General features: G+C 72.9%; 21 protein-coding genes. 10 read left to right on the top strand and 11 right to left on the bottom strand.

Features of this window, described 5'->3' with window-relative positions; translation table 11 throughout:
* Window positions 1-26 precede the first annotated feature (26 nt).
* Window positions 27-968 (top strand): helix-turn-helix domain-containing protein, encoded by a 942-nt coding sequence (locus GNZ18_RS30785; protein ID WP_214620120.1) that lies wholly within the window; start codon window positions 27-29, stop codon window positions 966-968.
* On the opposite strand, the gene GNZ18_RS30780 is transcribed toward GNZ18_RS30785, so the two are convergent.
* From GNZ18_RS30780 to GNZ18_RS30760, 5 genes are all read right to left on the bottom strand, one after another.
* Complete coding sequence (locus GNZ18_RS30780; protein WP_216651485.1) at window positions 965-2620, bottom strand: sulfatase-like hydrolase/transferase; 1656 nt, start codon at window positions 2618-2620, stop codon at window positions 965-967. The genes GNZ18_RS30785 and GNZ18_RS30780 overlap by 4 nt on opposite strands.
* A gap of 88 nt (window positions 2621-2708) precedes the next feature.
* Window positions 2709-4313, bottom strand: a complete 1605-nt coding sequence (locus GNZ18_RS30775) for an ABC transporter permease (RefSeq protein WP_156220107.1) — start codon at window positions 4311-4313, stop codon at window positions 2709-2711.
* Window positions 4310-5263: an ABC transporter ATP-binding protein gene (locus tag GNZ18_RS30770; protein WP_312874850.1), complete on the bottom strand. Its 954-nt coding sequence runs from the start codon at window positions 5261-5263 to the stop codon at window positions 4310-4312. Before GNZ18_RS30770 ends, GNZ18_RS30775 begins: the two co-directional genes overlap by 4 nt.
* 190 nt (window positions 5264-5453) lie before the next feature.
* On the bottom strand, window positions 5454-6110 hold the full coding sequence (locus tag GNZ18_RS30765; RefSeq protein ID WP_214620124.1) for a TetR/AcrR family transcriptional regulator: 657 nt from the start codon (window positions 6108-6110) through the stop codon (window positions 5454-5456).
* A gap of 106 nt (window positions 6111-6216) precedes the next feature.
* On the bottom strand, window positions 6217-7488 hold the full coding sequence (locus GNZ18_RS30760; RefSeq protein ID WP_446678413.1) for an ArsB/NhaD family transporter: 1272 nt from the start codon (window positions 7486-7488) through the stop codon (window positions 6217-6219).
* 155 nt (window positions 7489-7643) lie between these two features.
* On the opposite strand from GNZ18_RS30760, the gene GNZ18_RS43835 reads away from it, so the two are divergent.
* The 3 genes from GNZ18_RS43835 (at window position 7644) to GNZ18_RS30745 (ending at window position 10285) form a co-directional block, all read left to right on the top strand.
* Window positions 7644-8105: a CBS domain-containing protein gene (locus tag GNZ18_RS43835; RefSeq protein WP_216651484.1), complete on the top strand. Its 462-nt coding sequence runs from the start codon at window positions 7644-7646 to the stop codon at window positions 8103-8105.
* Window positions 8106-8205: 100 nt separating this feature from the next.
* Window positions 8206-9273, top strand: a complete 1068-nt coding sequence (locus GNZ18_RS30750; RefSeq protein ID WP_156220105.1) for an amidohydrolase family protein — start codon at window positions 8206-8208, stop codon at window positions 9271-9273.
* 76 nt (window positions 9274-9349) lie between these two features.
* Entirely contained in the window at window positions 9350-10285 is a 936-nt protein-coding gene (locus tag GNZ18_RS30745; RefSeq protein ID WP_156220104.1) for a DUF6924 domain-containing protein, read from the top strand.
* A gap of 83 nt (window positions 10286-10368) precedes the next feature.
* Here GNZ18_RS30745 and GNZ18_RS30740 read toward each other — a convergent pair whose 3' ends face one another.
* From GNZ18_RS30740 to GNZ18_RS30730, 3 genes are all read right to left on the bottom strand, one after another.
* Window positions 10369-11355, bottom strand: coding sequence for an enediyne biosynthesis protein (locus tag GNZ18_RS30740; RefSeq protein ID WP_156220103.1), 987 nt, complete (start codon window positions 11353-11355; stop codon window positions 10369-10371).
* Window positions 11352-13334: an FG-GAP-like repeat-containing protein gene (locus GNZ18_RS30735; RefSeq protein ID WP_156220102.1), complete on the bottom strand. Its 1983-nt coding sequence runs from the start codon at window positions 13332-13334 to the stop codon at window positions 11352-11354. The genes GNZ18_RS30740 and GNZ18_RS30735 overlap by 4 nt, the downstream gene beginning before the upstream one ends.
* A 240-nt stretch (window positions 13335-13574) precedes the next feature.
* Window positions 13575-14567 (bottom strand): DUF1702 family protein, encoded by a 993-nt coding sequence (locus GNZ18_RS30730; protein ID WP_156220101.1) that lies wholly within the window; start codon window positions 14565-14567, stop codon window positions 13575-13577.
* A 248-nt stretch (window positions 14568-14815) separates the two neighbouring features.
* Between GNZ18_RS30730 and GNZ18_RS30725 the strand changes: the two genes are divergently transcribed.
* From GNZ18_RS30725 to GNZ18_RS30705, 5 genes are all read left to right on the top strand, one after another.
* Window positions 14816-15388 (top strand): DUF5987 family protein, encoded by a 573-nt coding sequence (locus GNZ18_RS30725; RefSeq protein WP_156220100.1) that lies wholly within the window; start codon window positions 14816-14818, stop codon window positions 15386-15388.
* Window positions 15385-17040, top strand: a complete 1656-nt coding sequence (locus GNZ18_RS30720) for an FAD-dependent oxidoreductase (protein ID WP_156220099.1) — start codon at window positions 15385-15387, stop codon at window positions 17038-17040. The genes GNZ18_RS30725 and GNZ18_RS30720 overlap by 4 nt, the downstream gene beginning before the upstream one ends.
* Window positions 17041-17042: 2 nt before the next feature.
* Window positions 17043-18047, top strand: a complete 1005-nt coding sequence (locus GNZ18_RS30715; protein ID WP_216651483.1) for a carboxymuconolactone decarboxylase family protein — start codon at window positions 17043-17045, stop codon at window positions 18045-18047.
* Window positions 18044-18826 (top strand): TIGR03084 family metal-binding protein, encoded by a 783-nt coding sequence (locus GNZ18_RS30710; RefSeq protein ID WP_156220098.1) that lies wholly within the window; start codon window positions 18044-18046, stop codon window positions 18824-18826. Before GNZ18_RS30715 ends, GNZ18_RS30710 begins: the two co-directional genes overlap by 4 nt.
* 329 nt (window positions 18827-19155) lie before the next feature.
* Entirely contained in the window at window positions 19156-19668 is a 513-nt protein-coding gene (locus GNZ18_RS30705; RefSeq protein WP_156220097.1) for a GNAT family N-acetyltransferase, read from the top strand.
* Between the two features lie 27 nt (window positions 19669-19695).
* Here GNZ18_RS30705 and GNZ18_RS30700 read toward each other — a convergent pair whose 3' ends face one another.
* Window positions 19696-20571 carry an SDR family oxidoreductase gene (locus GNZ18_RS30700; RefSeq protein ID WP_156220096.1) on the bottom strand — a complete coding sequence of 292 codons (876 nt, stop codon included), beginning with the start codon at window positions 20569-20571 and terminating at the stop codon, window positions 19696-19698.
* Window positions 20474-21766: an MFS transporter gene (locus GNZ18_RS30695; RefSeq protein WP_173390930.1), complete on the bottom strand. Its 1293-nt coding sequence runs from the start codon at window positions 21764-21766 to the stop codon at window positions 20474-20476. Before GNZ18_RS30695 ends, GNZ18_RS30700 begins: the two co-directional genes overlap by 98 nt.
* A 79-nt stretch (window positions 21767-21845) precedes the next feature.
* Here GNZ18_RS30695 and GNZ18_RS30690 point away from each other — a divergent pair, with 79 nt between their 5' ends.
* A complete protein-coding gene (locus GNZ18_RS30690; RefSeq protein WP_312874849.1) occupies window positions 21846-22727 on the top strand; it encodes a LysR family transcriptional regulator in 882 nt (293 codons plus the stop codon).
* Window positions 22728-22741: 14 nt separating this feature from the next.
* Here the strand turns inward: GNZ18_RS30690 and GNZ18_RS30685 are convergent, their stop codons facing one another.
* Entirely contained in the window at window positions 22742-23167 is a 426-nt protein-coding gene (locus GNZ18_RS30685; RefSeq protein ID WP_156220094.1) for a VOC family protein, read from the bottom strand.
* Between the last annotated feature and the right edge of the window lie 48 nt (window positions 23168-23215).

Genomic DNA, 23215 nt, shown 5'->3' with positions numbered 1-23215 from the left:
ACCGCCCGCGCCCGGGAAGGAGCCCCATGCCGGCACCCGCACTGATGACCAGCCACGCGACCACCGAGGACATCGATCCGCGCGAGCGGATCGGGTTCTGGGAGGAGTACAACCGCAGGGCTCTGGTCGGGCTGTCCTGCACCTCCTACTCCGAGCGCGGGCTGCTCGCCCGGCAGGCCAACTTCCAGCTCGACGACGTGCGGCTGGCCGAGATCAGCGGCAACGCGCACGCCGTCGAGCGGACCCCGGAGGTCGCGCGGTCCGCCCCGAAGGACTCGGTGTTCGCGACGCTGCTGGTCAAGGGCGAGGCGGTGTTCCTGCACGAGCACGGCTGCCTGTCGGCCACCGCGGGCGACCTCGTCGTCTACGACACGCGGCGGCCCTACCTGTTCGGGTTCTCCTCGTCCATGCGGCAGTTCCTGGTCGACATCCCGCGCGAGCTGTTCGTCGAGGCGTGCATGGCGGGCGGGGTGCCCGCGCCGATGCTGTTCGGCCGGGGGACGGCCCGCGAGGGCGAGCTGGTCGTGGCGCTGCGGTCGGTCCTGGAGAACCCGGGCGAGCGGGCGCGCGGCACGGTCCTGGACCTGATCAAGCTGCTGGCCGCCGGGCGCTCGGGCGACCGCCCCGCCCCCGCCGCCTACCAGACCCAGCTGATCATCGCCAAGGACTACATCGAGCGGCACCTGCACGACGCCTGCCTCACCCCCGGCCAGGTCGCGGGCGTGATGGGGGTGTCGGTCCGGCACCTCGGCCGGATCTTCGAGTCCGCCGGGACCACCCCCGCCCGGCACATCCTGGAGCGCCGCCTCCAGCGCGCCCACGACGACCTCACCGCCCCGGGCGCCGCCGCGACGACGATCGCGGACGTCGCCTACCGCTGGGGCTTCTCCAGCCAGGCCCACTTCGCCCGCCACTTCCGCGCCCGCTTCGACCGCACCCCCACCGAGGCCCGCGCCGCCGGCTCCTAACCGCCGAAGGCCGTGAGGAAGCGGTCGCGGAAGGCGTTCATCGGCCAGACCGGGGCGTTCGGGCCGGGGCGCAGGCCGTCCTGCCAGCCCCATCCGGAGATCCTGTCCAGGACGCGGGGGTCGCGGGCGACGATCGTGATCGGCACGTCCCGTCCGGCGCCCGGCCCGGTGATCGTGGAGGCGGGCTGGTGGTCGCCGAGGAAGACCATCACCAGGTTCTCGTCGCCGTAGGTCTTCGCGTAGGAGATCAGGCTGTTCAGCGAGTACTCGATCGACCTGCGGTACTCGGTGCGGATGTGCGCGGGCCACGGCGGGTTCTCGTCGGTGACCATGGGCCGGTAGACCGACCCGTCGCCGACGGCGCTCCAGTCGACCATCCTCGGGATCGACGCCCACGGCGCGTGGCTCGACACCAGCGCCGTCTCGACCATCACCGGCTCCGGCCGCGTCCGCTCCGACCGCTGGATCGCCGACAGCGTGAACTGGTCGGGCATGGTCGCGTAGCTGAACCGGGGGCCCCGGTAGCCGATGTTGCGCGAGTCGTAGACCTTGTCGTAGCCGAAGAAGCGGCCCTCCGGCCAGGCGCGGACGTTCGCGGGCATCGCGGCGGCCGTCCGCCACCGCGCCCGCCGGAACGCCCGGTTCAGCGTCAGCCGGTCGCCGCCGACGAGCGTCCGGTAGCGCTGCTGGTTGTCGATCCACAGCCCCGACAGCAGCGTCGCGTGCGCGAGCCAGCTCCCGCCGCCCGCCGTCGGCGAGGTCAGGAAGCCGCTGCGGGACGAGAGCCCCGCGGCGCGGAGCTGCCTGGTCCCGGCGTCGAGGACCGCGTCGACCTGCGGGGCGAACTGGGGGTCCTCGATCGCGTCGCGACCGTAGCTCTCGACGAAGGCGAGCACGACGTCCTTGCCGCGCAGGCCGGTCAGCAGCCGGTCGCCCGGGGTGTCGCGGAAGGCGTCCACGGCCGCCTGCGCGGCGAAGACCCGCTCGTCGCGGAGGCTCGTCCGGACCTCGCGGGCGTGGTCGTAGGCGAGGGCGGCCGCGCCGCCGGAGGCCACCGGCAGGCCCGGGACGAGCTGCGCGCCGAGCGCCGCGCAGGCCAGCCACGCCGTCCCGGCGACCCCGGCGCCCGCCAGCGCCTCCCGCCGGTGCGCGGCGGCCAGCCGCGCCAGCCGCAGCACCGACAGCGTCATGAGCACCGGCACCGCGACCGCGAGGGCGACCACGCCGATCACCGCCGCGACGGCCCCGGCGCGGCCGAGCGAGGCGTCCAGGAACTCGACGGCGGGCCTGAGCAGCACCCAGTCGAGGACGAGGTCGAACGGCCGGACGAGCACCGCGTCGAACCCCACGTCCAGGACCTTCACGATCGTCAGCAGCCCGAGCGCGGCCCCGGCGGCCGCCGCCGTCGCCGTCCGCACCCGACCGGGCAGGACGGCGAGGACGGCGGCGCCGACGACCGCCTCCGCGGGGACGCGTAGGAGCGCCCCGGGCGCCAGCCGCGCGAACTCGTCCGGGACGACCAGGGCGAGGTGGACCAGCGCGCACGCCAGACCGGTGACGACCCACCCGAGGACGCGGCGCGCCTGTCCATGTGCGGGGGCGACCTCCGCCGTCTCCGGCCCGGCGTCCAGGCCGTCGTCCGTCGTCGTCACCGTGCCCCCCGCCGCGCCGCGCCGCCCTCCTTACCCTCTCTTGAACGTGCGGAGCCCGCATCCGGTTCACCCGGATATGCCGGGAGCGTCAGCCGAGCGCGAGGTCCCGGCGGCGGAAGCCGGCCAGCCCGGCCGCCCCGAGCGCCGCCGTGACCGCGAGCAGCCACAGCAGCGGCGTCGCGCTGAAGTCGTGCCCCGGCAGCTTCGGGACGTGCGTGAACGGCGAGACGTCCAGCACGATCTGGGCGAGGTCGAGGCTCGTCCCGAACAGCGTGATCACCCCGGCCACCGCGACGACCGCCCAGCCCGCCGCGCTGTAGCGGGGCGCCAGCCCGTAGATCGCCATCGCGACCGCCGCGACCAGCCACACCGCCGGGAGCTGCGCCATCGCCGCGCCGAGCACGCGCGGCACCTCGCGGCCGGGGTCGCCGTCGTCCACGCCGTGCGCGAAGCCCGCCATCAGGCCGCCCGCGGCCAGCACGGCCGCCGACCCGAGCAGCGTGAACACCAGGTGGCTCGCCGCCCAGCGCAGCCGCCCGACCGGGGTGGCCAGCAGCGGCTCGGCGCGCTGCCCCGACTCCTCGGCGCGCAGCCGCAGCGTCGCCGACACCGCGTAGGCCGCGGCGAACAGCCCGAGCATGCTCATCACCGAGGCGAAGTAGGCGTCCACGATCGCCGACTCCCCGCCCAGCTTCGTGAAGATCTCCCTCAGGTCCGGGTTGTCGTCGACGAGCTGCTCGACGCTGCCCGCCACCCCGCCGTAGACGAGCCCGAGCGCCGCGAACCCCGCGAGCCACCCGTACAGCGCGCGGCTCTGCAACCGCCAGCCCAGCCCGAACGCGCCGTTCAGCCGGGGCGAGGCGTCGGGCGGGCCGAGCCTCGGCGCCATGATCCCGGCGCCGACGTCCCGCCGCGCCGACAGCGCCGCCGCGGCCGCGACCAGCGCCGCCGACAGCGCGACCACCATGGCGAGCACCCACCAGCGCTCGCCGGCGTAGGGCCGGATCCGCTGGAGCCAGCCGAGCGGCGACAGCCAGCCGAGCCACGACAGCCCGTTCCCGGCGCCGCCGACGTCGGCGGCGAGCCGGACCGTGAACGCGGCGCCGAGCGCGGCGACCGACAGGCCCCGCGCCGCCCCGGCGCCCTCGGTGAGCTGCGCGGCCACGCCCGCGACCGCCGCGAACACGCACACCGCGAGGCCCAGCTCCAGCCCGAACGCCAGCGACCCGGCCAGCGGCAGACCCTGCGCGGCCATCCCGGCGGTGAGCAGCGCCGCGATCACCAGGCCCGCGGCGCAGGTGACCGCGAGCGCGGCGGCGAGCGCGGCGCCGCGTCCCATGATCGTCGCGCCGAGCAGCTCGCGCCGCCCGGCCTCCTCCTCGGTCCGGGTGTGCCGGACGACGGTCAGCGACGCGATCAGGCCAAGGACGACCGGGATGAACCCGGAGCGCTGCGCGACGATGCTGCCGAGCCCCGAGTCGAACAGCGGCCCGTAGAGCGCGAGGAAGGTCGCGTTCGTCCCGCTCGTGTTGGCGTACTTGAGCCGTTCGGCGGCCGTCGGGTACAGCTTGTCGGTCGCCGCCACGAAGTTGACCGGGATGAGCACCGCGACCAGCATCCAGGCCGGCATGAGGAACCGGTCGCGCCGCAGGATGAGCCGGATCATCCCGCCGGTGCCGGCGAGCGCGGTCATGACGCGCGGCCTTCCCGGTCGGCGGACGCGGCGGCGTGCGCCGCCTCCTCCGCGGCGAGGTCGTCCTTGTAGTGGCGCAGGAACAGCTCCTCCAGCGTCGGCGGGCGGATCGACAGGCTCTGGACGCCGCCGTCGGCGAGCAGCCGGAGCACGCCGTCCAGCCGCGTCGTGTCGATCTCGCAGCGCACCCGTCCGCCGTCCACCCGCAGGTCGTGGACGCCGGGCAGGTCCGCGAGGCCGCCGGGCGAGCGCGCCAGCTCCGCGTCGATGGAGGTGCGGGTGAGGTGGCGCAGGTCGGCGAGCGTGCCGGTCTCGACCGCCGCGCCGTTCCGGATGATCGTCACCCGGTCGCACAGCGCCTCGACCTCCGACAGGATGTGGCTGGAGAGCAGGACGGTGCGTCCCCGGTCCCGCTCCTCCCGCACGCACTCCTGGAAGACCTCCTCCATCAGCGGGTCGAGGCCGGACGTCGGCTCGTCCAGGATCAGCAGCTCGGCGCCCGACGACAGCGCCGCGACCAGCCCGACCTTCTGCCGGTTGCCCTTGCTGTAGGCGCGGCCCTTCTTGCGCGGGTCCAGCTCGAAGCGCTCCAGCAGCTCCGCCTTGCGCCGCTGGTCGGTGCCGCCGCGCATGCGGCCGAGCAGGTCGATCACCTCGCCGCCCGACAGGTTCGGCCACAGCGTCACGTCCCCGGGGACGTAGGCGAGGCGGCGGTGCAGCTCGGTCGCGTCGTGCCAGGGGTCGCCGCCGAGGAGCCGGGCGGTGCCCTCGTCCGCGCGGAGCATGCCGAGCAGGACGCGGATCGTCGTCGACTTCCCGGCCCCGTTCGGGCCGAGGAAGCCGTGGACCTCGCCTTCCCGGACGGTCAGGTCGAGGCCGTCCAGCGCGCGGGTCCGCCCGAAGGTCTTGACCAGGCCGCGGACGGATATGGGGATCGAATCTGTGGTCACTCGTGGCTCCTTGTGGGGGGTCGGAAGGCATGCGGCGGCCGACCCCTGCGCTGTTCAGCGACACTGTTCAGCGGGGCCGGAAGGCGGGTTCCCTCATTCGCGCGGCGGGTCGGGATCGGTCTCGCGCGCGGCCGCGTCCGAGGTGGGGATCCGCCGCGGCGAGGCGCGGCGGGCGCCGGCGGCGGGAGCGTCACGCATCGTCGTCGGGGTCCTCTTGGGCGGCGGCCATCTGCCGCAGCGCGGCGCGGGCCTGTTCGAGCAGTTCCGGCGAGAGCAGGACGTCGGAATGGACGTCGAGCGCGGCCATGACGAGCCGCGGATATCCCTCCCGGGTCAGGGTGTTGGCGCCGAGGGCCCGCGAGAGGTGGTGGTGCATCACGACCAGCGAGAAACTGATCGCGGTCATGACGGCCGCGTATCCGTGCAGGTCGTCGGTGTTCGGCTTGGCCAGGCCCGGCAGGTCGCGCTGGAGCAGTTCCTCGCTGAGCGCGACCGCGTCGTCGAAGAACCTGTCGGCCGCCTCCGAGCCGTCCACCAGCGCCCGCGCCAGGTACCGCTGGACGGGCATGCCCGCCCGGAACGCCACCTCCATGAACCCCGGCTCGGCGAGCCCGCCGCTCATCGCGTCCTGCTTGGTGGTGCGGAACAGCTCGATGGCGTACTCGTCGCACGCCCGGCGGAGCCCCTCCTTCGTCCCGAAGTAGTGCTGGACCAGCGCGGGCGACACCTCGGCCGCCCGCGCGATCCCCCGGATCGTGGCGCCCCGCTCGCCGTGCTCGGCGAACTGCTCCAGCGCCGCGTCCCTGATCCGGATCCGCGCGGTCTCCTCGGACTCGTCCGTGCCCACGTCCACCAGCCTGTACAAGCGTTCAATAACTTAGCGACGGCGCTATCGTACGCTTGTACAGTGGGGCCGACAAGGCGTCCCCTGAAAAGGCTCGGAAGAGGGTCGCTCAGAGGTAGCGAAGCCACAGGTAGGGCACGCAGAGCGCGACCGTGACGAGCGTGACGACCAGCCCGTACCTGGTGAAGTACCAGAAGCTGATCGGGGTGCCGTTGCGCGCGGCGATGCCGAGCACCACGACGTTCGCGCTCGCGCCGATCGCGGTGGCGTTGCCGCCGAGATCGGCGCCCAGGGCCAGCGCCCACCACAGCACGTGCCCCTCGGTGCCCGGCTGCCGCTGCACCAGGTCCGACACGATCGGGCTCATCGTGGCGACGTAGGGGATGTTGTCCACGATCGCCGACAGCCCGGCCGAGGCCCACAGCAGCAGCATGGCCGCGAAGGCGGGGCGCCCCTCGGTGGCGTCGGCGGCGGCGCGGGAGACGTCGGCGATCACCCCGGTCTCGACCAGGCCGCCGACCATCACGAACAGCCCGGCGAAGAAGACCAGCGTGGGCCATTCGACCTCGTCCAGCGCCTGCTGGGTGGTGACGCTGGTCGCGGCGACCAGCAGCCCGGCGCCGAGCAGCGCCACGACCGACGGCTCGTAGTGCAGCACCGGGTGCAGGACGAACGCGACGACCACGAGCGCCAGCACCGACAGGCCCTGCCAGAGCAGCCGCCGGTCGGTGATCGCCTCCCGCTCCTCCAACTCCATGATCTCGGCGGCGAGCTCGGGGTCGTAGTGGAAGTGGGCGCGGAACAGCCACCGGCACAGCACGCAGAACACGACCATCAGCAGGACGATGAGCGGCGCGAGGTTCAGCAGGAAGTCGTTGAACGACAGCCCGCCCCGGCTGGCGATGATGATGTTGGGCGGGTCGCCGACGAGCGTCGCCGTCCCGCCGATGTTGGACGCCATGACCTCGGCGACCAGGAACGGCTCCACCCGCAGCGCGAGCCGCTCGCAGACGAGGAAGGTGACCGGCGCGACCAGCAGCACGGTCGTGACGTTGTCCAGCAGCGCCGACGCCGCCGCGGTCAGCACGACCAGCATCACCATCAGCCGGTAGGGCCGCCCGCGCGCGCGTTTGGCGGCCCAGATCGCGACGTACTCGAAGACCCCGGTCCGGCGCAGCACCGAGACGATCACCATCATGCCGAGCAGCAGGAAGACGACGTTCCAGTCGACGCCGGTCTCCTCGGAGAAGAACGCCCCGTGGCCGTCGGTGATGTGCAGCAGCAGCATCAGCCCCGCGCCGCCGAGCGCGACCGCCGTCCGGTGCACCTTCTCCGACGCGATCAGCAGATAGGCGCCGACGAAGATCGTGATCGCGGCCACGGCGGTCAAAGGGCTCCCCTTCCCGAGGGGTCGCTGAACAGAACCGCCGACCAGCCTTCCCGGCACACCAGCACCCGACCCTAACCGGAACCGGCCGTGTTTCGCACGCGAGAAGCCCCAGGTCGGCGGGTTCGCCCGGCTGCTACCGTCGAGGGGTGCGCGCCCGAGACCTCGCCGTCGACTACCCCACCGTGACACCCGGGACCAGCGCGCTGGACGCGGCGCGGCTGCTGGCCGCCGGCCGCCTGCCGGGGCTGATCGTGGTGGACGCCGAGCGCCGCCCGACCGCCGTGCTGCCCGGGTCGCGGCTGCTCGGATCGATGATCCCGCGCTACGTCCAGGACGACCCGGCGCTCGCCCGCACCTACGACGAGCGGCACGCCGACCAGTTGTGCCGGCGGCTGGAGGGCAGGCGCGTCGCCGACCTCCTGCCCACCGACGGGACGCCGCCGCCGGTCGTGGACGCGCAGGCGACCGTCATGGAGATCGCCAGCGTCATGGCGGGCGCCCGCAGCCCGGTCGTCGCCGTCGCCGACGACCCGCGCGGCACCGACGCCCCCATGCTCGGCGTGATCACCGTCGCCGACCTTCTGGGCCGTCTCCTGCCGCCGGAATAACCCGGGGGTATTCAACCCGGGCGTGGCTTTTCTGGCTGCGCACGACCATTCGCCGCGCTACCCTGATGATCAACTTGTACCGATCCATACAGGGAGTCCCATGCTGCGAAACGCCGCGTTGACCACCGCGTTCGGGGCCGCTCTCGCGGTCACCCTACTAGCTCCCGCGGCCGACGCCGCACCGTCACCGGACTGCTTCGACCGGCACAAGAGCCCCTATACCTCCGTCGTCGACAGCCATCTGCACTTCCAGCCCTTCGGCGGGCCCGCCGTCCCGTTCCCCGAAATGCTCGGCTACCTCGACAAGACCGGCGTCCGCTACGCCAACATGTACGGCATCGGCCAGACGCTCCCGGCCGCCTCGACCTGCACGTACTACCTGAACTGCCCCGGCACCCCGGTCACCCCGAGCCTGCGCAACGACTTCGTCAACGCCGCCAACTACGCCGCGTTCAAGCCGAAGACGCCCCGCCTCACCCTCTCGATGACCTTCCCCGACCTGGCCAACCCCGAGGGCATCGTCGACCGGATCAAGCTCCTCGACCAGGAGTACCCCGGCATGTTCACCTGGATGGGCGAGGTGAACCTGATCAAGCAGGCGCTGCTGCCGAACAAGCACGACCCGGCCGACATGAAGGACATCGGCCGCTGGGCGCCGTTCATGAAGATCCTGCGGGAGCGCTCGATCCCGCTCACCCTCCACTCCGACCTCGGCAGCGACGCCGAGCCGACGAAGTACCTCCCGCTGATGCGCGAGGTCCTGCGCCGCTACCCGAACAACAAGATCGTCTGGGCGCACATGGGGCTGTCCAAGGAACTGAAGACGATGCCCGCCGAACAGCACATCGAGACCGTGGAGCAACTGGTCGAGGCGCACCCGAACCTGACCCTCGACATCAGCTGGCGCGTCCTCTACGACCAGTACTTCAAGGACCCCGCCAACCGCAAGCTCTACGTCGAGTTCTTCAACCGGCACCCGACCCGCGTCATCCCCGGCACCGACTTCGTGGCCTCGCGCGACAAGAACTTCGAGGTCTACAAGGAGGAGCTGGAGATCACCAGCGACGTCAACAAGGACCTCGACGACGAGGCCTTCCGCGACATCGCCCTCGGCCAGAACTACTTCCGCCTGCTGTCCATCAAGGACGAGGCCCCGGAGATCTGCTGATCGAAGTCCCCGCGGCACCCTCGGCCCCGTCCACCGGCGGGGCCGAGAGCGTCGCAGGCCCCTTTGGAGGCGAGCCATGTCCATTCCCGCGCTTCCCCCGACGGTGGGCGGCGAGGTGCTGCTGCTCTGCACGTACTACAAGGACGGGCAGGCGGACTGGGGCGGTGTGCTCGGTGACGTCGGCGGCCGCCGGGAGGGCGACGTGCTCCTCCTCGGCGAGGGCGGGGCGCGGCTGCGCGTGGTCGAAGGGGCCGGCTGGGACTACCTGCACGGCGGCAACGTCCCGGCGCTCGTCCCGGACGGCGCTCGGGCCGCGCCGGTCGCCGTCCTGGTCGACATTCCGGTGGTGGCCGGCGGAGGCGATCCGCTGCTGGTGGACCTGGTCGCGGTCCCCGGACGCGGCGTCCGGGTGCCGGCGTCCCGGCTCGGTGAGATCCTGGCCGGTCTGCTGCGCGGCGGGGTCCGGTTCGAGGACCTGGTGCGCGAGATGGATGTGCGCGGTGTCTACCAGGGGGACGCGGGCCGTCCGGCGTTCCCCGCGCCCGAGCCGTCGGAACGGCGGAGCCATCCGCCGCTTCCCGCCTCGTCCGGCGCCCTCCTGGTCCGCACCTGCTTCGACGACGAGGAGGGCTGGCGCGCCCTGCTCGACGACTTCGGCGGTATCGACCAGGACGGCTGGGTGGGCGCCGATCTGGACTGGGACGAGATCGACGTGGACGACTATCCGCTGACGGCGGAGGTCGTCGAGGACCGGCGGTACGAGGGGCTCCTGCCCGGTGAGGTCCCGGCGCTGGTCCCGCCCGAGGAGCACGCCACGCTGGTCGCGCTCGCCGACGCCCGGACCTTCGCCGAGGCCGACCGGCCGCTCACCGCCGTCGACCTGTACGACACCCCGGGGCAGCCCGCCGTCCTCCCCCGCCGCGTGGTCGGCTCGATGGCGGCCAACCTGGAGATCAGCAACATGGACTTCCACGATTTCGTCCTCGAAGAGGGCTCCGACCCGTGGTGGTAGGCGACCCGTGGTAGGCGACCTGTGGTGGTAGGCCATGCCGAAGGGGGCGGAGCCGCGTCGGCGGTTCCGCCCCCTCGGACGTGTCAGGCGATCGCGTTCGCTGCCCCGGGGGCGGGGACGCTCTCGTACTGGCGGTTCCTGCGCTCGGCCCGCCAGTGGGCCACCCACCAGCCGAGGCCGCGCAGGCCGCAGACGATGGCGGTCGCGAAGAACAGCGTGTAGACGACGTTCGCCACCATCAGGACGCCGTACACGGTGGCGACCGAGCTGCCGAAGATGAACTGGGCGCGGCCGCCGTGCGGGGTCGTGCCCGGGTCGGTGATCATGTAGTTGGTGAACAGGACGAACGCGACGCCGGCCATGACGCCGAGGGCCGAGACGAGCGCGACGTCCCAGATCCAGTGGCGGATGAGCGCCTGGATCGCGAAGCCGCCCATCCAGCCCATGATCAGCATGACGCGCTTGGTGAGCATCGCGTTGATGACGGTGCCCGCGGTCGCGATCACGAGCGGGATCAGCACCCGGAACAGGCCGTTCGCGTACTCGGTGAACTGGTAGGGCGGCGCGATGCTGACCCACGAGCCGAAGGCCAGGAGCGTGACCGCGATGCCGAGGTTCGACGGGTTCATGTAGTGGCGCATCCGGCCGTTGATCGGCGCCCGCAGGACGTGCTTCTGCCCGACGGCGACGACGACGCCGAACATGACCGGCCACCACTGGTTGTTGGCGTACAGGAGCATGTTCACGGCGAGGCTGGTGATGTGCGACGGGAGCATGAACTCAAGGACGCCGCGCCAGCCGCCGCCGCGGAAGCGGACCCGCCTGCGCTCGGCCCAGGCGCTGATGTACTCGAAGACGATCTCGGTGGTGTAGCCGGTCGCGAGCGCGAGGAACGGCCACAGCCACGGCTGCTCGAAGCCGAGGATCGTGTATCCGAGGATGTTGAAGACGGTGAGCGAGATCGCGAAGTTGCGCAGCGCCAGATACCGGACGTTCGGCGCCGCCGGCGGCGCGCCGCGCGGCGGTTCCGCCGCGGGCGGTGTGTTGACCGTTTCGACCGTCGTGCTCATGACGTCGGGACCTCCGTGGCAGTGTTGGTCAGGAGCAGGGTGTGGGCGCCCGGCGCCAGGTTGAGGTCCTGCTGCCGCATCGATCCGGTGCCGTCGGGCCAGCGCACCCGGGCCTTGACCGGCGCCTGCGAGGAGCCGAGCCCGAAGCGGACCTCGAAGCTGCGCTTGCCGGTGCCGCCCCCGCCGCCGTCCAGCCGGGAGATCTGCGTGCGGCCGTCGGCGGTCCAGATCTGCACGGTCGCGCCGTAGGCGGGCGTGCCCGCGCCGGACAGGCCCTGGCCGGGCTTGGCGCCGTTGACCGGGCGGAACAGGTGCAGGCTGAGCGCCTTGCCGAGCTTGGGCGAGCTGTTGGCGTAGAACGCCGGCGGGCCCCACTGCCGCGCCACCGCGAGGTCGAGCGCGCCGGTGCCGCGCGTGTCGGCGGTGGCGATGCCCCGGGTCGGGATCGGCACCGCGAGGCCGAGCTGCTCGCTGACGTTGCTGTACTTGCCGTCGGGCTTGGCCGCGTAGAACGCGAGCTTCTCGCCGCCGGACAGGTCGTCACCGGGCTGGACGTGCGGCCACAGCTTCGGGTTGCTGAACACCGAGTCGTTGTTCATGGCCATCTCCTGCAGCCACGGCCAGCGCTGGATGTCGCCCTTGATGAAGCCGTCGGCCTGGACGACGTCCATCCGCCCGCTGTTGCTGAAGTCGCCCATCTTCACGTCCCAGCACCAGCCCGTCCAGGCGAGGCCGAGCTGCTGGGCGCGCTGCTCGAACGGCGCGTGGCCGTCGGCCATCTCCCGCGCCATCTCCGCCTCGCTCTTGGCCTTGTTGAGGAACACGAAGTTGCTCTCCTCAAGGCCCCACGCGGCGGTGATGTTGCTGACGGCGAGGTCGAAGCGGCCCTTGCCCTGGAGGTCGCCGAAGTCGACGCCCATCCCCTTGTTGGAGTCGTGGCCGATCGCGAACGACTTCGGCGTGATCGCCGAGCGCTTGCCCGTGACGTTCTTGAACTTGATGTGCCCCGGCGTGGAGACGTTGTAGAAGATGCGGTCCTTGCCGAAGTCGTTGGCGACGTACACCTCGGGCTTGCCGTCGCCGGTCAGGTCGGCGCTGGAGATCGCGAGGGTCCAGCCGGTGGCCTGCTTGTAGGGGACGGCGTCGGTCTGCTCCTCGTAGGCGGCCGAGGGGCGCGCGCCGGACGTCCCGCCCGTCCAGCGGTACACGTGCGTGCCGCCGCCGTTCTTGGCGTCGGAGAACGAGCTGGGCATCACGACGTTCGGCTGGCCCTTGGGGTCGAGGACGTCGGAGTCGGGGAAGTAGTTGGAGATGAAGATGTCGGGGTGGCCGGTGCCGTCGAACGAGCCGACGTCGAGCGCGTCGGTGTTCCAGCGCGGCCCGGTGTAGCGGCCGGCGGTGGAGACCCCGGGCAGGAGTTCGACGGGCTGGTAGGCGGTCGGCGAGAGCGTCTTCGCGTCCGACCTGGCGAGGAACAGGATGGGCGTCCGACCCCAGAAGTGGACGAGGAGGTCGGCGCGCCCGTCGACGTTGAAGTCGCCGGGGGTGCAGCCCATGGGCGCCATCCGGTGGTCCATCGGCAGCGGCGCGGGGTTCAGCGCGAACGGCGTGAAACGGTCGGCCGCGGGGGCGGTCGGCGCGTAGGTCACGACGATGTCGTCGGTGCGCGGGTCGACGATGCAGATCCCGTCGTCCCTGCCGTGGCCGGTGAGGTCGGCGGTGGCGACGCCCGCGCCGACCGAGGAGATCCAGGAGCGGATCTTGTAGTAGGCGGGGTTGACCTGCCGGATCGTCTGCGTCTGGCGGTAGCCGGGCGGCATCGCGAGCGGCATCTCGGTGAACTTGTAGGGCGCCGCGACGGTGGACAGCTCCGATCCCGACGACCCCGGGATCCGCGCGACGAAGAACAGCGCCAGCGCCAGCACCACCGCCAGGGCAGCCGGAACAGATCTTCGGACGCGCTCATGCGAATTGGGCATCGCTCCCCCTTGAAAGGTTGCGTGGACGGTCGCGCATACTTCGCTCCATGAGTTTCCGCTCACATTTGCTCGGCACGCGCGGGTCGCGGCCTGCCGACTCAGCGAAAGTCTAGGCAGTGTTATGCCATGGACTTACTTCCTGGTTGCTTAGTTGGCGACGCTTTATCACATGCCCGAATCCCGGGATCGCCGCCATTTTGGCGAGCGAATTCCCGGGTTTCGGGTGGCGGCCGTGCCGCCTTATGCGGCGGGGCGGTTGCGCGTCCCGGCGAAATGGTGGCGGACGGCGGCGCGCCACAGTTCGTAGGCGGGCGCCGGGCCGGAGGCGGCGGCGGCGTCGCCGGTGTCGTCGGCGAGCCGGACGGCCGCGCCGGCCGGAAGGCCGGTCAGCGCCGCCAGCGAGGCCCGGCTGTGCTCGGGCAGGTGGCCCGAGTAGTCGCGGGCCTTGGCGGCGAACACCGCGCCCTGCGCGAGGTCGGGCGCGCTCGTCCCGGCCGCCGCGCGCAGCGCCGCGAGGCCCTCGTGGTCGCAGCCGCCCGCGAACGTCGCCGCCAGCCCGACCCCGCTCCACAGGTCGGCATGGCGCCGCTCGGCGAACGCCTCGACGGCGGAGGCGACCGCCTCGGGGCGCGCGCCGTGCACGAACCACAGCGCGCGGCCGATCCCCTGGTCGACGGCACGCGGGAAGTAGTCGGGCGCGCCCTGCCAGGGGTAGGGCTTGAGCGGCTCCTGGCGTCCGATGTGGCGCGGGGTGTCGAAGTAGGCCTTGTCGAAGCCGTAGCCGTCCACGGCGAGCCAGCTCATCGTCGGGTGGTAGGGGGAGCCGGTGAGGTCGGGCAGCACCTTCTTCCACAGCGGCCGGGGCAGCCGCGCCATCGCGAACCCGATGCCGATGTAGGCGAGGAAGATGTGGGGTTGGCCGGGGCCCATGAGCAGGTCGCGGGTGCGGGTGCCGCGCGGCCCCATCGCGTCCAGCACGGTGAACGCCATCGTCGCGCCCTCGTAGGCGAACCCGCGCAGTTCCGGCTCGACCATCGCGAGTTTGCGCTCGACCTCCCATTGGCCGCGCGCGTCGATTCCCCATTCGAAACCGCAGACGACCGCCTGCGGTACCGCCTCCAGCCGTTCGGTGACGGGGGACGGCGTGACCGGGAACCCCCTTTTCTCGAAGCCGACGTCGGCCAGCTTCGGGGTCAGCACGAGCCTGCGCAGCGAGCCGAGGACGGTCGGCATGGAGGTCCCCTCCCTCGTTCTCCCACCGGCACACCGCCGGTGCGTCAACCGTCGCCCCGCAACGGCGGGCGCGCATCTTTCGGAGTGCGCTCCGGGCCGCCCGGAGAAAAACCCGATGGCAATCGGAGAGATGCGCGCGCCCACCGGTCGGCGCAAGCCTGGAAGCACGAGTCACCGCGTTTCCCAGGAGGTCCCGGCGGCGCATGCCCGGACCTCATTCCCCGCCGTTCTCGTGAAAGGGACGGAACATGACCGATGACGCCGCACCCGACGGCGACGACACCACGACCCTGACCCTGGAGGCGTTCGCCGACACGATCGTGCCGGGCGAGAAGCGCGGCCCGGACGACGTCGCCATCGCGGGCGCGGCGCCCGGCCCCGGCGCCGTCCAGGCGGGGGCGCTGGAACTGCTCGGCATGTTCGCGCCCGGCATCTCCGAGGCGCTGGACGGCTACGCGCAGGGCGTCAACGAGCACGCCCTCGGGTACGCCCGCGAGCGGGGCCTGGACCTCGACGCCGCGCTGCCGCCGTTCGTCGCGCTCTCCTACGCCGACCGGGCCGCGCTGGTGCGGACGCTGACGACGCCCGGCCACCCGGAGAAGGACTTCTGGGTGCTGCTCGCCCTGTTCTGCAACATGGCCTACGACACCGCCGCGCACATGCACACGACCGACGCCCTCGCGGCGGGCCATCCCGGGCTCACGGCCATGGGGTTCATGCCGCCCGACGCGGACGGCCTGTGGCGGTTCGGCGCCTTCTCCTACGGCCGCGAGCTGGCCTCGATCCACCCCGACACGACCTCGACAGGGAGCCCGTCATGAGCAGCCCCGAGCGCGCCGACGTCATCGTCATCGGCAGCGGATTCGGCGGCGCGATCGCCGCCTACCACCTCGCCGCGGGCGGGGCGAAGGTCGTCGTGCTGGAGCGCGGCCCCTGGGTGAAGACCGACGAGTTCGAGCACGACTTCCTGCTCGGCTCGTCCTACACCCGCGTGTTCGACTTCGTCGTGGGCGACGGGATGAGCCTGCTCGGCGGCAACTGCGTCGGCGGCGGGAGCGTCGTGTACTTCGCGACGATGCCGCGCGCGCCCCGGTTCGTGTTCGAGCGCAAGGGCTCGATCGGCCGCCGGATGTGGCCCGCGGCGATCGACCGGGACTCCCTGGAGCCCTGGTACGACCGGGTCGCCGAGGCGCTGCCCGTCCGCCGGCAGGGGTGGGACGTCGTCACCTACTCGGGCGGGGTGTTCGCCGCCGCGTGCGACCACGCGGGCCGCACCGCCAACCCCGCGCCGACCGCCATCGACAACGACCTGTGCACCAACTGCAACTGGATGATGTCGGGCTGCCGGTTCGACGCCAAGCGGTCGCTGCTGCTGAACTACCTGCCCGCCGCCGTCGCGCACGGCGCGCAGATCCGCCCGCTGCACGAGGTGCAGTACCTCTCGCGGACCGACGACGGCGGCTACCAGGTGCACTACAACGTCATCGACGAGGAGGACTACCGGGTCACCGCGGGCTCCGGCACGCTGGAGGCCAAGATCGTCGTGATGGCGGCCGGGGCGGGCGCCACCCCGGTGATCCTCCAGCGCTCCGAGCCGCACCTCGGCGAGATGCCGCACGCGGTCGGCCGCTACTTCTCCGGCAACGGCGAGCGGCTGAACACGGCGGTGCTGAACGAGGACAAGGTCGCGGAGGTGCTCGGGCTGTCGCGGCCGGACGGCCCGGCGTACGGCGCGTCCCAGATCGGCAAGGGCCCGTGCGTCGCGAGCTGGGACAACCTCGACGGGTCGCTGCCGGAGTACGACCGCTTCTCGCTGGAGCAGCTCTACTTCCCGCCGGGGCTCGGCACGATCCTCGCGCAGACGCCCACGGCCGACGGCAGGACGTGGTTCGGGCCGGAGAAGAAGGAGATGCTCCGGCGCTGGCAGTCCTGGCTGACGATCTTCACGATGAGCGAGGACGACAACGAGGGCGTGTTCGGCCCGCCGCCCGCGACCGGCAACTCCGTCCGGATCTCGCAGCAGATGCTCGGCCGCGGCAACCTCGGCTACGTCCCGACCGCGAACACGCTGCACGGCTGGGAGATCTCCGACGCCGAGGCCAAGCGGGTCATGGAGAAGGACGGGCTCGCCACCGTGCTGCCGTGGACCAACGACCTCGTCGGCGCCTACACCGTCCACCCGCTCGCGTCCTGCCGGATCGGCGACGACCCCGGCACGTCCGCGCTGGACGACCGGCACGAGCTGCGCGGCCACCCCGGCGTGTTCGTGACCGACGGGTCGGCGGTGCCGGGCGCGCTCACCGTGAACCCGGCGCTCACCATCGCCGCGCTCGCCGAGCGGTCGATCCCCGGCATCGTCCGCGCGCTGCGCGACCGGGGCGTGGACGTGGGCTACGGGGCGCCGGCGCCGGACGGGGACACCGCCGCCCGCGACGCCGTCCTGCCGCTGGTCCGCGACCTCGTCCGGGAGTAGCGGTGGCCCCGCTGCGTCAGCCGCTCAGCCGCCCGCTGCGCCGGGCGCTGGCCAGGGTCGAGCATGTCAGCCCGGTCGCGCCCGGCGCGGCGACCGGGCTGGTCGCCGCCGTGTATGGCCAGGTCGAGCGCGACTTCGGCATGCTCGCCCCGCCGGTCGCGCTGCACTCGCCGCTGCCGGACGTGCTCGCCGCGTCCTGGACGATCCTGCGCGAGAGCCTCGTCGTGCCGGGCCTGGCCGGGCGGGCGGCCAAGGAGGCCGTCGCCGCCGAGGTCTCCCGCCGCAACACCTGCCCGTACTGCGTCGCGGTGCACGCCGCGGCGGCCCCGGCGGCGACGCCGCTCACCGGCTGGGTCCAGCGCGGCGGGGCGGGCGAGTCGCCGTTCCCGGACGAGCACGCCCCCGAGTACATCGGCGTGCTGGTCACGTTCGAGTACCTGAACCGCATGGTCAACCTGTTCCTGGACGACTCGCCGCTGCCCCCGTCGGTCCCCGGCGCCGCGCGGGACCCGATGATGCGGCTGCTCGGCCGGATGACGCGGCGCAGGATCCGCTCCCCCGGCGTCTCGGCGGCGCTGCTGCCCGCCGCGCCGCTGCCGGGCGACCTCGCCTGGGCCGCGCGCACCCCGCACGTGGCGGAGGCGTTCGCGCGCGCGGCGGCGGCGTTCGCGCGGGCGGGCGCGGCGGTGCCGCCGCCGGTGCGCGACCTCGTCCGCGCGCAGGTCGCGGCCTGGGACGGCTCGCCCAAGGGCCTGTCCAAGGGGTGGGCCGAGGAGGCCGCCGGCGCGCTGCACCCGGTGGACCGCCCCGCCGGGCGGCTCGCCCTGCTCACGGCGTTCGCCTCGCACCAGGTGGGCGCGCGCGACGTGGCGGCGTTCCGCGCCGTCCGCCCCGATGACGGGACGCTCGTCGGCCTCGCCGCGTGGGCGTCCTTCACCGCCGCCCGCGCCGCCGGAGCGCGCGTCCACGCGGCCGGACCATCCGCTGAGAGAGGAACACAGACATGACCGACCCAGTGGTCACCGCCCTGATCGCCGAGGGCGACGCCCTCGACCGGATGGTGACGGGCATCGCCCCCGACCAGTGGAAGACCCCGACCCCGGCCCCCGGCTGGACGGTCTCCGACCAGATCGCGCACCTGACCTTCGTCTACGGCCTCGCGGGCATGGCCGCGTCCGACCCGGACGCGTTCAAGTCCGTCACCGAGGCCGCCGCGAAGGACTTCCAGGGCGCCGTCAACGCCGCCGTGAAGCAGCACACCGGCGCGCCCGACGACATGCTGGCCGCCTTCCGCGCCCAGCGGACGGCGACGGAGAAGGCGCTGGCCGCGCTGCCGGGCGACAGGCTGGTGCCCTGGCTCGTCCGACCGATCCCGGCGGCCGTGCTCGCGGCGGCGGGCATGATGGAGCTGTTCGCCCACGGCCAGGACATCGCCGACGCCGTCGGCGTCCGCCGCGAGGCGACCGACCGGCTGATGCACGTGGTCGTGTTCGCGATCCTCGTGCAGGAGTTCGGCTACCAGGCGCGCGGCGAGACCCAGCCCGACACCCCGTTCCGCTTCGAGATCACCGCCCCGTCCGGCGCGGTGCACGCCTACGGCCCGGCGGACGCCGAGCAGCGCGTCTCCGGCCCCGCCGAGGACTTCTGCCTGCTGGTCACCCGCCGCCGCCACCGCGACGACCTGAAGATCGTCGCGGTGGGCGCCGAGGCCGACCACTGGCTCGACATCGCCCAGGCGTACCGGGGCCCGGCGGGCGAGGGCCGCCGCCCCGGCCAGTTCGCCTGACCCCGCGTCCGGCACGTGGCCCGGCCGAAGATCTTTTCGGTCGGGCCACGCGCGGTTGTTTGTTAGCATGTCGATCGTTCGGTGTCGGTTCCGGTCGGATGGGAGGTGGGGTTCGGTGGTCGCGGTGATTCACGCTGCCCTGGGCAGCGTCCCGACAATCCCCACGTCCTGGGCTTCGGCCTGACCCACCGCTTGCGCCCCGGGTCGGGCATCCGCCCTCGATGAGCGCGGCGCTCACGGCACGGGCAGTGATCTCTCAACGGTCCCCTCGTTCCGTTCGCCCGTGGCGTCGCGTCCCCACCGAACACAGAACGGACTTCACCACCGTCATGATCAATTCCTGGATCGCCCGCGCCGAGACGACCGCCGATCTCACCGGGATCCGCGACGTCAACCTCGCGGCCTTCCCCACCCCGCACGAGGCCGACCTGGTCGAGGCCCTGCGCGCCGACGGCGGCGCGTGGATCCCCGGCCTGTCCTGGGTCACCGAGACCCTGGAGGGCACCATCGCCGGGTTCGCGCTGCTCACGCGCTGCCACGTCGACGGCGCCCCGGCGCTCACGCTCGGCCCGTGCGCCGTGCGGCCCGAGTTCCAGCGGCACGGCGCCGGTTCCGCCGCGATCCGCGCGGCGCTCGACGCCGCCCGCGAGATGGGCGAGAACCTCGTGCTCGTCCTCGGCCACGCCGAGTACTACCCGAGGTTCGGCTTCGCCCCGGCCTCGCGGCACTCCATCCGCCCGCCCTTCGACGTCGAGGACCGCTACATGATGGCGCTGGCCCTCGACCCCGACCGACCCGTCCCGTCCGGGACGATCCGCTACCCCGAGGCGTTCGGGGTCTGACCCTCTGAGGCGCCCCGGCCGCCGGCCTCAGCCGGCGGCCGGGGTGAACGCGGAGGCGTGGTCGCGGACGAAGTCGGCGATGTCGCGCGGCGGCCGCCCGAGCAGTTCGGCGACCGTGCCGGTGGTGAGGTCGCCCCAACCGGAGGCGTAGGCCCGCGCGTACTCCTCCAGCATGTCGACCATCCATTCCGGGACGCCGTGGCCGAGGAGCTCCTTGCGCTTGGCGGCGTCCCCGACCGGCAGGTACGCGACGGATCGGCCGAGGACGTGGCCCAGGTGCCGCGCGACCTCGGCGAACGACACCGAGCGCGGGCCGGTGAGGGTGTAGGTCGCGCCGTGGTGGCGGTCGGGGTGATCGAGCAGGACGCGGGCGGCGCAGTCCGCGATGTCGCGCGCGTCGATCATGCCGACCCGCGCCGAGGCCATGTTCAGCGAGAACGTGCCGGTGGCGGAGATGTCGCCCGCCTCGTTCAGCAGGTTCTGCATGAACCAGTGCGGGCGCAGGATCGTCCAGCGCATGCCGCACAGCTCGGTCTCCCGGTCGGACAGCGCGTGCAGCCTGCCGCCGCGGTTCGGCGCGTCGTGCGCCGCGCCGACGACCGAGAGGCGCACGACGCGCTCCACGCCCGCTTCGCGCGCGGCCCACACGGCGTTCATGCTGTGCTCCGGAGCGCGCGGGCCGTTCGGCGTGAGCAGCCACACGTCGTGGACGCCCTCGAACGCGGCGGGCAGCGACCGGGCGTCCCCGAGGTCGCCGGCGACGACCTCGGCGCCCCGCTCGCGCAGGCGCTCCGCCCTCGACTCGTCACGGACGAGGGCTCGGATGCTCCTCCCTTTCAGGGAGTCCATCAGCGCGGTGGACACGGTTCCGGTGGCGCCCGTGATCAGAACGGTGCGTGGCATGCTCATTCTCCTTGTTCATCGAAAGGCGTTCCAGGCCCCAGAGGACGAAGGTCGCGACCGAGAGGGCGGCGCCCAGGACGCACACCCCCCTCCAGCCGCTCCGCGCCCAGACCAGCGAGGTCAGCGCGGAGCCGGCCGCGCCGCCGGCGAAGAAGGCCGTCATGAACGCGGAGTTGATCCGGTTGCGGGCCTCGGGCCGGAGCGCGTAGACGACGTGCTGGTTGCCGTTGAGCACCATCTTGTGCGCGAGGTCCAGCACGATGACGCCGACCAGCAGCCAGAGCAGCGAGGTCGATCCGGCGGCGAGCGCGATCCAGGACGCCGCGAGCGCGAGCGCCCCGGCGGCGGTCAGCAGCTGCGCGTGCCCGCGGTCGGCGAGCCGTCCCGTCAGCGAGGCGGTCAGCGCGCCCGCGGCGCCGACCAGGCCGAACAGCCCGATCGTCGACTCCGACCAGCCGTAGGGCGAGCGCACCAGCAGAAACGTGAGCGCCGTCCACAGCACGCTGAACGCGGCCATGCTCAGGGCGGCGATGCCCGAGCGCCACCGCAGCAGCGGCTCGTCCCGGAGCAGCAGCACCGTCGAGCGCAGCAGGCCCGGGTAGGACAGCCGCCGCCCCTCGCCGCCGAGCCGGGGCAGGCAGATCCGCAGCAGCACGGCCATCGCCGCCATCAGCGCCGCGTTCACCCAGTAGACCGTCCGCCAGCCGCCCACCTCGGCCAGCGCGCCCGCCGCCGTCCGCGCCAGCAGCGCGCCGAGCAGCAGGCCGGTCATCACGGTGCCGACCACCCGGCCGCGCTCGGCCGGGGCCGCCAGCGTCACCGCGAACGGCACCAGCACCTGCGCGCCCACCGAGGTCAGCGCGGTCAGGCCGGTGGCGGCCAGCAGGATCGTGCCGCCCGGCGCGGTGGCCGACACCAGCAGGAGCAGCGCGGTCACCGCGTAGAGCGACACGGCGAGCCGCCGCCGCTCCACCAGGTCGCCGAGCGGCACCAGCAAGATCAGCCCCAGCGCGTAGCCGCCCTGGGCCGCCGTCACCGTCAGCGCCGCGAGCGAGGGGCCGAGCCCCAGCTCGCGGCCGATCAGGTCGAGGAGCGGCTGCGTGAAGTAGTTGCCCGCGACCGCCAGCCCGGTCGCCACCGACATGAGCAGGAAAAGCCCGCGCGGCGCGGCGCCGTCCGGATGAGGTCTCGTCATGCGCCCACCCTCGGTGATGGGCGATCAATGAGTCCAACACATGTTTGTCATCGGATCGATCGTGCATCACGATGGACGCGTGGAGCTTCAGCAGATGCGCTACGTCGTCGCCGTCGCGGAGACGAGCAACTTCACCCGCGCCGCCGAGCGCTGCCTGGTCGTCCAGTCGGCGCTGAGCCACCAGATCGCCCGGCTGGAGCGCGAACTCGGCGCGCGGCTCTTCGAGCGGACGAGCCGCCGCGTCCGGCTGACCGCGGCGGGCGAGGCGTTCCTCCCCGCCGCCCGCCAGGCGCTGGAGGCCGCCGAGCGCGCCCGCGCCGAGGTCGCGGCCGCGGGCGGGGTGATCCGGGGACGGCTCGCGATCGGCGCCATCTCCACGGTCGCCGCGGTCGACCTCCCGGCCGTGCTGAAGAGGTTCCGCCGGCGCCACCGGGAGGTGCGGATCAGCCTCCGGACGAGCCCCAGCGAGGAACTGGTCGAACGGGTGCGGCAGGGCACCCTGGACGTCGCCTTCCTGGGCCTGCCGCTGGGCGTCCGCCCCACGGGCGTCCACGGCCGGGAGATCGCGCGCGACGACCTCGTCGCCGTGGTCGCGCCCGACCATCCGCTCGCGGACCAGGAGGACGTGGACGTGCGCCGGCTGGCGGAGGAGACGTTCGTCGACTTCCCGGCGGGCACCGCCGGGCGCGCCCACTCGGACGCGGCGTTCGCGGCGGCCGGCATACGGCGCGAGGTCGCCTTCGAGGTGACGGCCGCCGCGCTCATGGCCCGCCTGATCAGGCAGGGCCTGGGCATCGGCATGCTGCCGTCGGCGTTCGTCCCCGAACTGCCCGACCTGCGCGTCGTCCGCCTCCGCGACGCGCCCGCCCGGATCGAGCACGTCGTCTGGAGCCGTTCCCAGCCCTCGCCCGCCGCCACGGCCTTCCTGTCCGCCCTGGACATCTCCCCGGCGGAGAGGTGAACCGCGCGGCTACCTCACCATTGCGGGGTGGTCCCGTCGCGCTGGATGAATTCGATGCGGTTGCCGAGGTTGTCGGCCACGTAGAAGCGGCGGTGGCCGGGGAAGTTGTCGTCCCAGGTGACGGCGACACCGTGCTCGGTCAGGCGCTTTTCCAGGGCGTCCAGATCCGCCACGCGGATGCCCGGGTGGGCTTTGCGGGCGGGCCTGAAATCCTTTTCCACACCCAGGTGGATTTCGAGGCCGTCGGCGCGCACCCACAGGCCGCCGCGAGCCGCGAGCACCGGCGGCTTCTGGATCTCCAGCATCCCGAGCGCGCCGACGTAGAAGGCGCGGCAGTCGTCCTCGCTGCCCGGTGGGATGGCGATCTGCACATGGTGCAGGCCGTAGCCGAATTCCGACTCGTGGTCAGGGCCGTAGCCCTGGGACGAGATCTCCGTCATGAGCGCGCGCACTCCATTCCGTTCGTCTCCCCTTCAACCTTGGCACAG

Source organism: Actinomadura litoris, from assembly GCF_009733595.1.
GTDB lineage: Bacteria > Actinomycetota > Actinomycetes > Streptosporangiales > Streptosporangiaceae > Spirillospora > Spirillospora litoris.
The sequence above is the reverse complement of the archived record's forward strand: the minus strand, read 5'-3'. Positions and strand labels throughout refer to the sequence as shown.

Bases quoted from the DNA above. Each gene is read 5' to 3' on its own strand.
- GNZ18_RS30735 (WP_156220102.1), bottom strand. From the start codon at position 13,334: ATGCCCAATTCGCATGAGCGCGTCCGAAGATCTGTTCCGGCTGCCCTG.
- GNZ18_RS30710 (WP_156220098.1), top strand. From the start codon at position 18,044: ATGACCGACCCAGTGGTCACCGCCCTGATCGCCGAGGGCGACGCCCTC.
- GNZ18_RS30785 (WP_214620120.1), top strand. From the start codon at position 27: ATGCCGGCACCCGCACTGATGACCAGCCACGCGACCACCGAGGACATC.
- GNZ18_RS30725 (WP_156220100.1), top strand. From the start codon at position 14,816: ATGACCGATGACGCCGCACCCGACGGCGACGACACCACGACCCTGACC.
- GNZ18_RS30730 (WP_156220101.1), bottom strand. From the start codon at position 14,567: ATGCCGACCGTCCTCGGCTCGCTGCGCAGGCTCGTGCTGACCCCGAAG.
- GNZ18_RS30685 (WP_156220094.1), bottom strand. From the start codon at position 23,167: ATGACGGAGATCTCGTCCCAGGGCTACGGCCCTGACCACGAGTCGGAA.
- GNZ18_RS30695 (WP_173390930.1), bottom strand. From the start codon at position 21,766: ATGACGAGACCTCATCCGGACGGCGCCGCGCCGCGCGGGCTTTTCCTG.
- GNZ18_RS30705 (WP_156220097.1), top strand. From the start codon at position 19,156: ATGATCAATTCCTGGATCGCCCGCGCCGAGACGACCGCCGATCTCACC.
- GNZ18_RS30745 (WP_156220104.1), top strand. From the start codon at position 9,350: ATGTCCATTCCCGCGCTTCCCCCGACGGTGGGCGGCGAGGTGCTGCTG.
- GNZ18_RS30750 (WP_156220105.1), top strand. From the start codon at position 8,206: ATGCTGCGAAACGCCGCGTTGACCACCGCGTTCGGGGCCGCTCTCGCG.
- GNZ18_RS30720 (WP_156220099.1), top strand. From the start codon at position 15,385: ATGAGCAGCCCCGAGCGCGCCGACGTCATCGTCATCGGCAGCGGATTC.
- GNZ18_RS30700 (WP_156220096.1), bottom strand. From the start codon at position 20,571: ATGCCACGCACCGTTCTGATCACGGGCGCCACCGGAACCGTGTCCACC.
- GNZ18_RS30775 (WP_156220107.1), bottom strand. From the start codon at position 4,313: ATGACCGCGCTCGCCGGCACCGGCGGGATGATCCGGCTCATCCTGCGG.
- GNZ18_RS30740 (WP_156220103.1), bottom strand. From the start codon at position 11,355: ATGAGCACGACGGTCGAAACGGTCAACACACCGCCCGCGGCGGAACCG.